We start from the raw sequence: 13,069 nt of genomic DNA, 5'->3' as shown, positions 1-13,069 counted from the left end.
TCAAACCCTCCCTCTCCACCCCCAGCTTATCACAAAAAGAGAGAGAACAGATTTCACGCCTCCTCTTGAAAGACGCGGCCGAAAGGCTTACCTCTCCGGTTGTCGGGGCAACCCGACTATGGACATAAACGCGCTCGTAATAAGCGGATCGGACCCGGGGGCGGTACCCGGCGTCTCCACCAAATACCCCTCGCCCTGCGCCTTCGTTTGAGGCCCTGACGAGTTGGATCATGGGGACGAAATAGGATCGACGGACGTCTAAAGGGGTTTGCTTTGTCTCGGTGAGATACCACCGTTATCGGTTCACTTAAGCTAGTTGCAAACGACAACAAAGCTCCGATGGCTCTCGCAGCGTAAGCTGTGCGAAATATCGAAATCTAAGCCCTTATGCCTAGCAGCGTAAGGCGGGGTTCGCAGGTACCTGGCAACAGAAACCTGCATTTCCTTTCCTACAATTATCATCGTCCCGATTCTCACGCTCCGACTGTGTTGGACGCGTGTGCAAACCCGTGCCTTTCCTGTCGCGAGTGGCGCCCAAGAAATCCTGAAATCCAAGAAACATGGACTTTCGTCGTCACGCACCGGACCGACACTGCCGACGCCCGACGGACGATCACTTCGGCCCTTCCCTCTGCCACAGAATCTCTTATGCTGAGGTGAACGGACTTCGAGAGGTCCGGTGACAGAAAGGACGCACGGATGTCGGACTCAATCGACTACGGAAACCTCATGCACAGCGCCATGCGCGGCCTGATCCGTAAAGTGCTCGAAGGCGTGGCTGCTGACGGCCTGCCCGGGGATCATCATTTCTTTATCACCTTCGACACCATGCATCCGGATGTCGAACTGGCGGATTGGTTGTCGGATCGCTACCCCGAAGAGATGACCATTGTGATCCAGCACTGGTTCGACAACCTCGACGTCACCGAGGACGGATTCTCTATCACCCTGAATTTCGGCGACAATCCGGAGCCTCTTTACATTCCTTATGACGCGGTGCGCACCTTTGTGGATCCCTCTGTCGAATTCGGCCTGCGGTTTGAGACGCAGGATTACGACGCGGACGAGATGGACGAGGACGACATCCCGCACGACGCCGAGGTCGCGAGTTTTGAGCCGAAAGACGACGAACCGGCGGCGAAAGACAGCGGTCCGAAAGAGGCCGAAATCGTCTCTCTCGACAAATTCCGCAAATAAGAAATGGCCCTCAGGGGCCTTTTTTGTTGGCAGAGCCTCGGCGCGATAAAGCGCCTTGTGGCAATCGGCGCAATTTTCCTTGATTTTAGCGCAAACAACCCCCTGTATACGTCCGTATACATTGCATCTATGCTTTGGTCCGCGTATAGCCTACGTCGAAAGTTTGGCCCACATCAGGGAGAATGTCTCGATGACCACCACCCGTACCGAAACCGACAGCTTCGGCCCGCTTGAAGTTCCCTCCGACAAGTACTGGGGCGCTCAGACCCAGCGTTCGATTATGAACTTCCCGATCGGCTGGGAAAAACAGCCTGTCGCCATCGTGCGCGCCCTCGGCGTGATCAAACAAGCCTGCGCCATGGCCAACAAAGAGAGCGGCTCTCTTGATCCGAAAATCGCAGACGCGATCATCGAAGCCGCTGGTGAAGTGATCGAAGGCAAATTCGACGACAACTTCCCGCTCGTCGTCTGGCAGACCGGCTCCGGCACGCAGTCCAACATGAACTCCAACGAGGTCATCGCGAACCGCGCGATCGAAATCCTCGGCGGCGTAATCGGTTCCAAAGATCCGGTGCACCCGAACGACCACTGCAACATGGGTCAGTCCTCCAACGACACCTTCCCGACCGCCATGCACATCGCCGCAGCGACCACCGCACGCGACGTTCTGCTTCCGGGTCTGAAAAAACTGCTCGCAGGTCTTGAGCAGAAACAGGAAGAGTTCAAAGACATCATCAAAATCGGCCGCACCCACACCCAGGATGCGACGCCGCTGACCCTCGGTCAGGAATTCTCCGGTTACGCCCAGATGATCCGTCAGGGCATCAAGCGTATCGAGCTTGCTCTTCCGGGCATCTACGAACTCGCTCAGGGCGGCACCGCCGTCGGCACGGGTCTCAACACCAAAGAAGGCTGGGGCGAGAAAGTTGCTGCGAACATGGCTGAAATCACCGGCCTGCCCTTCGTGACCGCGCCGAACAAATTCGAAGCGCTCTCCGCACACGACGCCATGGTGTTCATGTCCGGCGCGCTCGCGACGGTTGCCGGCTCCATGTACAAAATCGCCAACGACATCCGCTTCCTCGGCTCCGGCCCGCGCTCTGGTCTCGGCGAACTGATCCTGCCGGAGAACGAGCCTGGCTCCTCCATCATGCCGGGCAAAGTGAACCCGACGCAGGCAGAGGCCATGACTCAGGTCGCTGCACACGTCATGGGCAACGACGCCGCGATGAAATTCGCCGGTTCCCAAGGTCACTTCGAGCTGAACGTCTACAACCCGATGATGTCCTACAACCTGCTGCAGTCCATGCAGCTTCTGGGCGACGTTGCGGACAGCTTCACGGAGCGTATGCTCCTCGGCATCAAAGCCAACGAAGCGCGCATCGAAAAGCTCATGAAAGAGAGCCTGATGCTTGTGACCGCGCTGGCGCCGACCATCGGTTACGACAATGCGACAAAAGTGGCGAAGACAGCGCACAAGAACGGCACTACTCTGAAAGAAGAGGCCATCGCGCTCGGCTTTGTGGACGAAGAAACCTTCGAGGCCGTTGTTCGCCCTGAAGACATGATCGGCCCGAAAGCCTGATACAGAATTTAAGCACTCAGCACAGTGCTTTGAAAGGGCGGCCCTCGGGTCGCCCTTTTTTGTTAGTCTACAACACGATAGACATGCCAGTAATTGGTCCCCGAGACGACATGGTCGCTCATCTTGCGGCCCCAATCGGCGTGCATTTTGATCCCCGCAAGTTTCGCGAACATCCCGTCGAGTTCAGTGAGATTGGCAACGTGGATTTCACTCACGATCTCGGATTCACAGGCCCCGACCGAACCCGTCAAAATCCGCTCTTTCGAGACATCAAGACCCGTTTGCGGTCCAATTTCAGCCATCCACTCCTTGAGCAGATCAATCACTGTCTGTTTGTATCCAAATTTGGCCTGGATATGCCAATGCGCAACCATCATGAGATCGTCCTCCCTAGATCGATTTTCTCATGCTCGGTTGGACAACTTGTCCGCCATGCGGTCCCTACCCCTGCCCCAACCATACACCAAAACCCGTTTTCTACCTACCGCGCCAATTGGCGAGCAGCCGCGCTTTCCGCATCGCCGCGCACCACTCCGCAGAAACGCACCCCTCCAGATCAAGGACAAACCCTCATTTCGGAGTCACAATAAAGCGTGGTCAAAATTTGGAGGGGAGGTTCAAATGAGACACGCTTTCAAACTCAACGATACCCTGTTGCTCACCCCGCTGACCGCAATCGCGCTTGGGGCGCTTGTGCTCGGCTATGTTGGCTATGTGACGGATTTTGATTTCGTCACTCCAGCCTATGCTTTGGAGGACGGTAGCGGATCCGGCGCAGGTCACGGCGGTCCGGACGATGATCGCACTGACGGCTCCAATGGCGCCGGTCAGGGCGGACCGGGTGATGACAGCGACGGCGACGGCCCGCGCGCAGGTCAAGGCGACGAAACCGCAGGCGATGGCGCACCGACGTGGGCTTCCGAAGGCATTCCGGAAATCGAACTTGGACGTCTGAACGTGGCGCGGTCTCCTGATCACGTTCTGGAACAGGCGCTGGCAGAAAGCCTCACCGAACTCGCAGACGGTGCGGACTTCTACAACCTGACCCACGACCAGATGGTCTACGTCCTGAAAACCTATTTCGACAAAGTGCCGTTTGTGGACAGCCCGCTTCAGAACCTTGCGCTTTACGACGCATATCTGAACGGTGAAGACCCGCTCGATGCTCTCGGCGTAGACAACGACGTCGCTACGCTTCTCGCGGCCTTCCTCGGGGCAGCATCGGATAAAACGGTTCTGATCACCGTTGAGACCGTCGAAGCCCTCACGGTCATCTTCGAAGTTGAAATGACAGACGCTGAAATGGAAACCATCGCGGCGGATGCTGAAGAAATCCGTCTCGCCATTCTGGCAGGTCACGGCTGACACTCCCGTCTTTGGGGGGAGAAAAGGATGCGCCCTTCGGGGCGCATTCTCTTTACGTCGCGTCTCACTGGTCAATCCCGTCGCATGGGCTATCTCCCGCACTATGAAACGCCGTCACTTCCTCGCCCGTGCAGCCGCTGCATCCGCCCTGCTCTCCTCCCCCGCGACCCTGCGGGCGCAGGGCACGCTCACTGACCTCTCCACACGTATCGCCAGTCTGGATCAACTCCACTCCCTACAGGTTCAGCGAGGGGATGAGATCGTTTTTGCCGAAGCGCCGCGAGGCAGCGGGCTAGATCGTTTGGCGAATATCAAAAGCTGTTCCAAGAGCCTCGTGGGCCTCCTGCTCGGGGACGCGATTGCCTCGGGCGTAATCGCATCTGTAGACGCCCCGCTTTCGACTGTCGCCCCGCGCCTCATTCCGTCTGACACCGACCCGCGCGTGCCAGACATCACGATGGAAGATCTCGTGAGCCTCCGCGCCGGTCTCGAGGCCACGTCCGGCGCGAATTACGGCGGATGGGTCGCCTCCAACAATTGGGTCGCAAACGCGCTCTCGCGCGAGATGGTCGCCGCCCCCGGCGGACGGATGATCTATTCGACTGGCTCCACACATATCCTCGGCGCGGCGCTCACTGAGGCGACAGGCGAAAGCCTCCTGTCCCAAGCCCGCCGTGTCCTCGGGCAGACCCTTGGCATCGACATTCCGCCGTGGACCCGCGATCCGCAGGGCTACTACATGGGTGGCAATGAAATGGCCCTCACTCCACGTGCGATGCTCAAAATCGCTGTCATGATGCGCGACGGCGGCACCTATGAGGGCACCACGGTCCTGCCGCAAAGCTGGATCAGCGCCTCAACGAGACCGCGCACGCGCTCTCCGTGGTCAGGCATGTCCTATGGCTACGGCTGGTTCCTGACAGATCGCGGCTACATCCTCGCCCGTGGTTACGGCGGCCAGATCATCGCCGCGCATCCGGATCTGAACCTCGCCGTTGCGCTGACCTCCGACCCGCTGCGCCCTGCCCGCTCCGGCGGATATTTCGACGATATTATGGATCTCCTGAACGGGCCCGTTTTGGAACTGGCGTGAGACGCGCTCTTGCGGTATTCATACACCCCATGAGCAACGTCACGAACCTCAACCGTTTTCGCAAACAAAAAGCCCGCGATGCCAAACGCACGCGGGCTGATGAAAACGCTGTAAAATTCGGACGCACAAAAGCGGAGCGTGATCTGGAAAAGGCGCGTGCAGACAAGGCCAAATCCGATCTCGACGGGCATGAGCGGGACCCGAAATGAGCGGTCGCCCTGTCAAACGGTCCCTGACGCTGCGCGGGCACCGCACGTCTGTGTCCCTCGAAGACGCCTTCTGGACCGCCTTTCGCAACATCGCCAAGGCCCGCGGGATCGCCATCAACGAGTTGGCTGCAGAGATCGACGCAACGCGGGACGTGGAAACGGGCCTCGCCTCAGCGATCCGCGTGTTCATCTTGGCTGAAGTTCAGAAACCCAAGGCCTGACGGTTCAGAAAAACTTCCACGTCGGTCCTTGCGACGCCCACGTGAGGCGCAGCGCGGTTTTGAGCGGCCCCATCCCGAGCTGCCCGTCGATCACGACCTCCGGAGTTTTTGCCGCCTGTTTCAACACCGGCAAATGCATCACTGCATCGAGCATCGGGGCGCGTGCGGTTTTGGACAGTTTGCTGAGCGCCTGAGCCCCCCAACGCCCCTGTTCAAGCGCCTCTTTCGCCAGCGCCGCCACTGCCTCCGGACGGCCATCAACCAGCGGAATACGCCCCGCCGACTGCAAACCCGGGATCGCCATCAGATACCTTGCGAGCGCCCCTGCATAGCCGAGACGATTGAGCGCCTTTGATGCGCTCTCTGGTGCGCCCAATTTACGGGCCGCGACATGCATCGGGATCACATAAGACGCATGAAGATAGCGCTGAAACGCCTCCGCATCCTCATGCGGGTCGCGGTAAATGTCCCACTGCCGCGCCGTCACCGAGGCATCAAGCGCCTCCGCCGATGCCTCGTCCAGAACCGCCACCAGCGGCGCCGCCACCTCATGTGCACGCGCCGGTTTGCCGTCGATCTTCTCCTGCAACACATCGCGCCAGAACTGGAGCCGCATTTCCGCGATCATAGCCTCTTTCGTGACCCACGGCGCTTTCGCAACCTCGAGACAAAACGCATGGATCGGGAACAACACTTCCCGCGCCGCCACAGGGGCCGCCATCGTCGCACGAAACCGTGCCTCATCTCCCTTGTGAACGATCTCTGCGCAGGCCTGAATGCTCATGTCTTACTCCGCGCCCAATGCCTGCGCGCCGTCGCGCGTCAGCTTCCACAGCACCGCATCGAGAAGCGCCTCAAAAGACGCGTCGATTATGTTCGACGACACGCCCACCGTAGACCAACGCCGCCCGAGACTGTCCTCGTGGTCGATGATGACGCGCGTGCGCGCCTCGGTCCCGCCGTTCGTGATACGCACTTTAAAATCAACGAGTTCCATGTCGGTGATCATGTCGGAATAGGGCCCGAGATCTTTCACCAACGCCTTGGACAGCGCGTTCACCGGACCCCCGTCATTGCCGTCCGCCATGATCCCCTCGGACACCGACAAATGCCGCTCGCCCGCAATGTTCACGACGACCGTCACCTCGGAGAGATGAATTTCGCGGCCCTTTGCGTCCTTGCGACGTTCGACCGTGGCGCGGTAGCGCTCCACCTCGAAGAACTTCGGCATGACACCCAATTCACGGCGGGCTTCCAGCTCGAAAGACGCCTGCGCGGTGTCGTAGGAATAGCCTTCGGATTCCCGCGCCTTGATCCGGTCGAGGATGCGGCCCAGATCGGCCTTCTCGGAGACATCCATACCCATATCAGAGAGACGCTTGCGCAGGTTCGACTGGCCCGCCTGATTTGACATCGGCACGATCCGCGCATTGCCCACGGTCTCCGGCGGGATGTGTTCATAGGTCGTCGGGTCTTTGAGAATGGCCGAAGCATGAAGCCCCGCCTTATGCGCAAACGCCGACGCGCCGACATAGGGCGCAGAGCGCAGCGGCACGCGGTTCAGAATGTCGTCGAGCATCCGCGAGGTCTTTACGAGGTCCTGCAGCACCTCATCCGTCACACCGATGTCGAGCATGGAACGATACGGTTCCTTGAGTTTGAACGTCGGGATGAGCGTCGTCAGGTTCGCATTGCCGCAGCGCTCGCCGAGACCATTGAGCGTCCCCTGCACCTGCCGCGCACCGGCGTTGACGGCGGCGAGACTATTCGCGACCGCGTTGCCGGTATCGTCATGGGTATGGATGCCGAGGCGATCACCCGGAATGCCCGCTTCAATGACCTTGAGCGTGATCTGATATACCTCACCCGGCAGCGCGCCGCCGTTGGTGTCGCACAGAACAACCCACCGCGCGCCCGCCTCATACGCCGCCTTGCAACAGGCAATCGCGTAGTCGGGGTTGGCCTTGAAACCGTCAAAGAAATGCTCCGCGTCAAACAGCGCCTCCCGCCCCTGCGCGATCAGATGCGCGACGGATTTGGAGATGTTGTCGAGATTTTCCTCAAGCGTGATGCCGAGCGCGGTCGTGACGTGGAAGTCATGCGTCTTGCCGACGAGGCACACGCTGCCCGTCCCCGCATTGAGCACACCGGCCAGCACTTCGTCATTCTCGGCGGACCGCCCTGCACGTTTGGTCATCCCGAAAGCTGTGAATGTTGCTTTGGTCTCAGGAGCTTCTGCGAAGAACTCACTGTCCGTCGGGTTCGCCCCCGGCCAGCCGCCTTCGATGTAATCGACACCGAGATGATCGAGCGCCTCCGCGATCTGGTGCTTCTCCTCGGTCGAAAACTGCACGCCTTGCGTCTGCTGCCCGTCACGGAGCGTCGTGTCGTAGAGATAGAGGCGGTCTTTGGTGGTGTCGGCGGTCATCACAGCAACCCCTCAAGCTTCGCGGCATCAAACTTCGGCCCCGGTTCAAGCTCCACACCCGTCTTCGACATCCGCACCTCGACACCCGCGTCAAGAAGCGCGGTTTTCATTGCATCGACAGAGGAGAAGTCTTTTGTCTCCATGGCGGACTGGCGGAGGGCGAAGAGTTGGTCGGCGTAGGCTGTAAGGTCCACGCCTGTCGCTTCCCAACCACCGAGTTCCGGCGTCAGAAGGCCGAGGAGGTTCGCGGAAGCGAGGACCTCAGCCTTCAATGCGACTAAAAACTTTGAAGGCGGCACGTCTGCAAAACGTTGCAGAATTCGATCAGGAACGTTCAATATGTTTAGTGACAAGTCATCGTTCGCAGAGACATTTCGCAAAGCTTCATAGAGCTTGTGAAGCTCAGCGATTGCACCAGCCGTGTTCAAGTCGTCAGCCAATGCAGAGATAACTTCCGGCGCAGGTTCACCTGCTTCAACACCGTCCGTCGTCTTGCGCCACTTCTTCAACGTCGCTTTCGCCTGCTCCGCCTTCTCCGCGGTCCAGTCCATCGGCTTGCGGTAATGCGTCGAGAGGAAGACAAAGCGGATCACTTCGCCCGGCACGCCCGGCAGTCCGTCGTGGCCGTCGAGCAGGTCTCGGACCGTAAAGAAGTTGCCCAGTGACTTGGACATCTTCTTGCCCTCGACCTGTAGCATCTCGTTGTGGAGCCAGACTTTCGCGAACCCCGCCCCCTCGTGGGCGCAGCAGCTTTGGGCGATCTCGTTTTCGTGGTGCGGGAACATGAGGTCGTTGCCGCCGCCGTGGATGTCGAACGTCTCGCCCAACAGTTCATAGGACATGGCGGAGCATTCAATGTGCCACCCCGGACGCCCACGGCCCCACGGGCTGTCCCAACCGGGCAGATCATCGGTGGACGGTTTCCAGAGGACGAAGTCCATCGGGTTGCGTTTATACGGAGCGACTTCCACACGGGCGCCCGCGATCATGTCGTCGATGGAGCGACCGGAGAGCGCGCCATAGTCTTTGTAGCTCTCGACCGCGAAGAGCACGTGCCCCTCGGCGGCATAAGCGTGTCCGTTCGCGATCAGGCCCTCAATCATCGTGATCATCGCACCGATATAATCCGTCGCGCGCGGCATCTGGTCAGGGTCCATCGCCCCCACTTCGCGCATGTCGTCGAGATACCACTGCGTCGTCTCGTTGGTGATCTCCTTGATCGACCGCCCGCTCTCTGCGGCGCGCGCGTTGATCTTGTCATCCACGTCGGTGAAGTTGCGCACGTAGGTCACGTGATCGGGCCCGTAGACATGGCGGAGCAAGCGGTAGAGCACATCGAACACGATCACGGGCCGCGCGTTGCCGATATGGGCGCGGTCATAGACCGTCGGGCCGCACACATACATTCGCACATTGTCGGGATCGATCGGCGCGAATTTCTCTTTTTGACGCGTTTTTGTATTCGTCAGCCAAATATCGGTCATAGCTCTTCCCTCGGGTCGTCCCCGCGGGCTTTATCAGCTTACCTTTTGAGAGAAAAGAGACCGAACCCGCGTAACTTTCGTTAGCGAATAATGCAGCAAATAATGATGGTGCAACGGTTGGTCATGGAACGCTTATAACGGTGGCTTTCACGCTTGCAAACCCCTCTCGCGCAGGCCACCTTTCGGGCATGACACAAGACCCCATTCACACCGTCCCCGCAGGCATTGACCAGCTCCTCGAAATCATGCGCCGACTGCGCGATCCGGAGGGCGGCTGCCCGTGGGATATCGAACAGGATTTCTCGACAATCTCGCCCTACACGATTGAGGAAGCTTACGAAGTCGACGACGCGATTGCGCGGGGTGATATGGAGGATCTGAAGAGCGAGTTGGGCGATCTGTTGTTCCAGTCCGTCTTTCAGGCGCAAATCGCGGCGGACAAGGGGTTGTTCGACTTTCACGACGTCGCGCAAACCATTGCGTCCAAAATGATTTCCCGCCATCCACATGTGTTTGGCGACGAGAGCAATCAGAAGTCGCCTGAACAGCAAACCCGCGACTGGGAGGTCGAAAAAGCCAAGGAACGCGAGCGGCGTGGCGAGCATCGGACGCTTGACGGCGTCGCCATGGGCCTGCCTGCCCTGATGCGCGCGCAAAAGCTACAGAAACGCGCGGCGCGGGTGGGTTTCGACTGGCCCGATGCGTCCCATGTGCTCGACAAAATCCGCGAAGAGGCGGCGGAGCTCGAAGAAGCCCGCGACACCCTCACCAAAGAAGAAGTGTTCGAAGAGTTCGGAGACCTGCTCTTTGTGGTCGTCAATCTGGGCCGTCACCTCGGTGTAGATGCCGAAGAAGCCCTCCGTGCCTGCAACGCGAAATTCACCCGCCGCTTTGACTACATCGAAGACGCACTCGCCGAGCGCGGCAAAACGCCGTCCGAGAGCAATCTCGAGGAAATGGATGCGCTCTGGGATGAGGCGAAAGTTGCTCAAAAACCGGTGAGGCCGTGAGTGAACTCTTGACCTGAGTTTTTTTGTCGGGTTTAAGCGGCGCAAATTCTACAGAGGATACACACATGTCTACTCTCCGACTCGCCCTGCCGCTCACTCTGCTCGCAACCACAGCCGCTGCGGACGTGAACGTCTACTCCTACCGCCAACCGGAACTGATCGCCCCGCTGACCGAGGCCTTCACCGCCGAAACCGGCATTAATGTGAACGTCGCCTATCTGGAAAAAGGCATGACCGAACGCCTGAAGGCCGAGGGGGACCGCTCCCCCGCAGACGTGATCCTCACCGTCGACATCGCCCGCGTGACCGAAGCCTTTGAAGCCGGTGTGACCCAGCCGATCATGACCGACACCCTGAAAGAAAACATTCCGGCGGAGTTCCACGAGCCCGAAGGCCACTGGTGGGGCCTCACCACCCGCGCCCGTATCGTCTACGCCTCCAAAGAGCGCGTGGCCGAAGGCGAAGTCACCACCTACGAAGATCTCGCCGACCCGAAATGGGAAGGCCGCATCTGCACCCGCTCTGGCCTCCACACCTATATGATCGGCCTGACGTCTGCCTACCTGACGCACCATACGCCCGAAGAAGCAACGGCTTGGCTCGAAGGGCTCAAGTCGAACCTCGCCCGCAAACCGCAGGGCAACGACCGCGCGCAGGTCAAAGCAATCTGGGCAGGCGAATGCGATATCTCGCTTGGCAACACCTACTACATGGGTGAAATGCTCGCCGACGAGGAACAGCGCGAATGGGCAAATAGCGTCCGTCTCGACTTCCCTGTGTTCGAAGGCCACGGCACCCACGTGAACATCTCCGGCGTCTCCCTGACGAAAGCCTCCAAGAACAAAGAAGAGGCGATCCAGTTCATCGAATTCCTCTCCTCTCCGAAAGCCCAGTCGATCTACGCAGAAGCCAACTCCGAATACCCGATCAAACCGGGCGTGGAGATTTCCGAACTCGTCGCCTCCTGGGGCAGCTTCACGCCGGATGACATCTCGCTCGCCGATATCGCTGCAAATCGCGCAGAGGCTGTGCGCTTGACAGAAGCTGTAGACTACGACGGATAAAGTCTATAATGGCGGCCTCGGAAAGCGCCTTACCGCGCTTTCCGAAACCACGGCACAGACGACACAATTTAAACCTCGATATTATCCGCGCACAGCTAATCTATCTGTGACGCGGATTTGTCACTCAACGGTAAGGAACCTGCAATCTTTTCGGAGGAAAGATACCGCAGGAGGACGCAAAGATGGCTGACGACGCCCTTTTGTTTTTCATGATCCGCCCTGCGGAGCTGTCCGATATGGACAGGCTGCACGCGATGATGAGCGATATGAACGCCGAGGTTGGCGCTCAGGGTCGGTCTTTGACAAAGGCCGAACTCGTTGACCTGTTGCTTGCGCCCGCTCCGTGGATGCGCCTGATTGTTGCCGTTCAGGGCGCCGAGATTGTCGGGTATGCCTGCCTGTCCGGTGAGTATGGCATGAGCCTGCAAACCAATGGGCTTGAGCTCTGGCAGATCTATGTCGATCCGGACTGGCGCCACAAAGGGATCGGACGCGCAATCATCAATGACTGCCGCAAGACAGCCCGTGAACTTGGCTTCGATCATCTGAGCGCGCCGCGATTCTCTGGCAAGGTGGACTATGCGCCCGCGTTCCGCGCATACGGATTCGAATTCAACACCCGCGCCCAACCGCGCCTCGAAATCGCTGCCGCCTGATCCGCCCTGCCCGCACCTGTCGGGTAGACGAAAGAAAGCGATTGACACACCGTGCCTCAGGCCGCAGTCTCACCGCCATGAACATGACACTGAACACCACCGTATTTTATTGGACCGAGCTCACATAGCGCGCGGCCCATCAGTGTTGACCATTGGAAAGCCGCCGCAGGGCGGTTTTTTAATGGACAGGTCCCTGCATGGCGGCAGCAAACGCAGAGGACAAACCATGACACTAAACTTCAAACTCTCGGAACCCGCGCGAGCGATACAGAGCACCACAGCCTGCGAGATTCGCCCCGCCCGTTGGGGCGATAAAGAAGCGCTGTTGGAAATGATCCGCGCTTTAGCGGAGTTCAACGGTGACACTCCGGAGATCGATATCTTATCCCTGATCGACCTCATGAGTGCCGATGCACCGTGGCTCAAGTTGATCGTCGCAGAGCGCGACGGGGTCCTCGTCGGATACGCGGGTCTCGTTCCGGGTGTCCGCCTTCAACACGGGATGAAAGTCTTGGACCTGCATCATCTCTACGTGCGCGACGACGCCCGTGGCCTTGGCATCGGTCGTGCTCTTATTGAAGAAAGCAAAGTCATCGCAGCAGAGATGGGCTGCAAACGCCTCACCGTCAGCACGCATCACGAAAACACGGCTGCGCAGAAAACTTACCTCGCCTGTGGGTTCGAGGCGCTTCCCGCACGCGGGAAAACCTTTGCGATGGAGATCGGCTAACGGATGGCGATTGGCGCCATCCGCCTC

Annotated in this window: 14 protein-coding genes and 1 other RNA gene; 11 read left to right on the top strand and 4 right to left on the bottom strand. The window is 59.1% G+C overall.

From position 1 onward, the window contains the following. The first annotated feature begins 61 nt into the window (after positions 1–61). The 3 genes from ssrA to fumC all read left to right on the top strand — a co-directional run bounded on the left by ssrA (position 62) and on the right by fumC (position 2,782). Positions 62–442: a transfer-messenger RNA gene (gene ssrA / locus LA304_RS09575) on the top strand. 257 nt (positions 443–699) lie between these two features. Further along, a complete protein-coding gene (locus LA304_RS09570; protein ID WP_224502916.1) occupies positions 700–1,197 on the top strand; it encodes an SspB family protein in 498 nt (165 codons plus the stop codon). Positions 1,198–1,387: 190 nt separating this feature from the next. Then, a complete protein-coding gene (fumC, locus tag LA304_RS09565) occupies positions 1,388–2,782 on the top strand; it encodes a class II fumarate hydratase (protein ID WP_224502915.1) in 1,395 nt (464 codons plus the stop codon). Positions 2,783–2,844: 62 nt separating this feature from the next. On the opposite strand, the gene LA304_RS09560 is transcribed toward fumC, so the two are convergent. Continuing rightward, entirely contained in the window at positions 2,845–3,159 is a 315-nt protein-coding gene (locus tag LA304_RS09560) for a hypothetical protein (RefSeq protein ID WP_224502914.1), read from the bottom strand. Between the two features lie 244 nt (positions 3,160–3,403). On the opposite strand from LA304_RS09560, the gene LA304_RS09555 reads away from it, so the two are divergent. The 4 genes from LA304_RS09555 (at position 3,404) to LA304_RS09540 (ending at position 5,670) form a co-directional block, all read left to right on the top strand. Next, positions 3,404–4,147, top strand: coding sequence for a hypothetical protein (locus LA304_RS09555; protein ID WP_224502913.1), 744 nt, complete (start codon positions 3,404–3,406; stop codon positions 4,145–4,147). 103 nt (positions 4,148–4,250) lie between these two features. Next, a complete protein-coding gene (locus tag LA304_RS09550) occupies positions 4,251–5,240 on the top strand; it encodes a serine hydrolase domain-containing protein (RefSeq protein WP_224502912.1) in 990 nt (329 codons plus the stop codon). Between the two features lie 29 nt (positions 5,241–5,269). Continuing rightward, positions 5,270–5,449, top strand: coding sequence for a DUF4169 family protein (locus tag LA304_RS09545; protein WP_224502911.1), 180 nt, complete (start codon positions 5,270–5,272; stop codon positions 5,447–5,449). Continuing rightward, complete coding sequence (locus LA304_RS09540; protein WP_224502910.1) at positions 5,446–5,670, top strand: ribbon-helix-helix domain-containing protein; 225 nt, start codon at positions 5,446–5,448, stop codon at positions 5,668–5,670. The genes LA304_RS09545 and LA304_RS09540 overlap by 4 nt, the downstream gene beginning before the upstream one ends. Positions 5,671–5,674: 4 nt before the next feature. On the opposite strand, the gene LA304_RS09535 is transcribed toward LA304_RS09540, so the two are convergent. The 3 genes from LA304_RS09535 to cysS are packed head-to-tail and all read right to left on the bottom strand — an operon-like array spanning position 5,675 to position 9,582. Then, positions 5,675–6,454, bottom strand: coding sequence for a squalene/phytoene synthase family protein (locus tag LA304_RS09535; RefSeq protein ID WP_224502909.1), 780 nt, complete (start codon positions 6,452–6,454; stop codon positions 5,675–5,677). A 3-nt stretch (positions 6,455–6,457) separates the two neighbouring features. Continuing rightward, the gene (gene cimA / locus LA304_RS09530; RefSeq protein ID WP_224502908.1) at positions 6,458–8,098 is read right to left on the bottom strand and encodes a citramalate synthase; all 1,641 of its coding nucleotides are present in this window, start codon (positions 8,096–8,098) and stop codon (positions 6,458–6,460) included. Beyond that, positions 8,098–9,582 (bottom strand): cysteine--tRNA ligase, encoded by a 1,485-nt coding sequence (gene cysS / locus LA304_RS09525; protein WP_224502907.1) that lies wholly within the window; start codon positions 9,580–9,582, stop codon positions 8,098–8,100. The genes cimA and cysS overlap by 1 nt, the downstream gene beginning before the upstream one ends. Positions 9,583–9,770: 188 nt before the next feature. Between cysS and mazG the strand changes: the two genes are divergently transcribed. The 4 genes from mazG to LA304_RS09505 all read left to right on the top strand — a co-directional run bounded on the left by mazG (position 9,771) and on the right by LA304_RS09505 (position 13,042). Beyond that, the gene (gene mazG / locus LA304_RS09520) at positions 9,771–10,592 is read left to right on the top strand and encodes a nucleoside triphosphate pyrophosphohydrolase (protein ID WP_224502906.1); all 822 of its coding nucleotides are present in this window, start codon (positions 9,771–9,773) and stop codon (positions 10,590–10,592) included. 65 nt (positions 10,593–10,657) lie between these two features. Then, positions 10,658–11,656: a Fe(3+) ABC transporter substrate-binding protein gene (locus tag LA304_RS09515; RefSeq protein ID WP_224502905.1), complete on the top strand. Its 999-nt coding sequence runs from the start codon at positions 10,658–10,660 to the stop codon at positions 11,654–11,656. A gap of 182 nt (positions 11,657–11,838) precedes the next feature. Then, the gene (locus LA304_RS09510; RefSeq protein WP_224502904.1) at positions 11,839–12,312 is read left to right on the top strand and encodes a GNAT family N-acetyltransferase; all 474 of its coding nucleotides are present in this window, start codon (positions 11,839–11,841) and stop codon (positions 12,310–12,312) included. Positions 12,313–12,538: 226 nt separating this feature from the next. Continuing rightward, a complete protein-coding gene (locus tag LA304_RS09505) occupies positions 12,539–13,042 on the top strand; it encodes a GNAT family N-acetyltransferase (RefSeq protein ID WP_224502903.1) in 504 nt (167 codons plus the stop codon). The last annotated feature ends 27 nt before the right edge of the window (positions 13,043–13,069 follow it).

The sequence above is a fragment of the Celeribacter litoreus genome, from assembly GCF_020165855.1.
GTDB classification, from domain to species: Bacteria; Pseudomonadota; Alphaproteobacteria; order Rhodobacterales; family Rhodobacteraceae; genus Celeribacter; species Celeribacter litoreus.
Note: the sequence above shows the minus strand (reverse complement) of the source record. Positions and strands in the feature narration are given on the sequence as shown.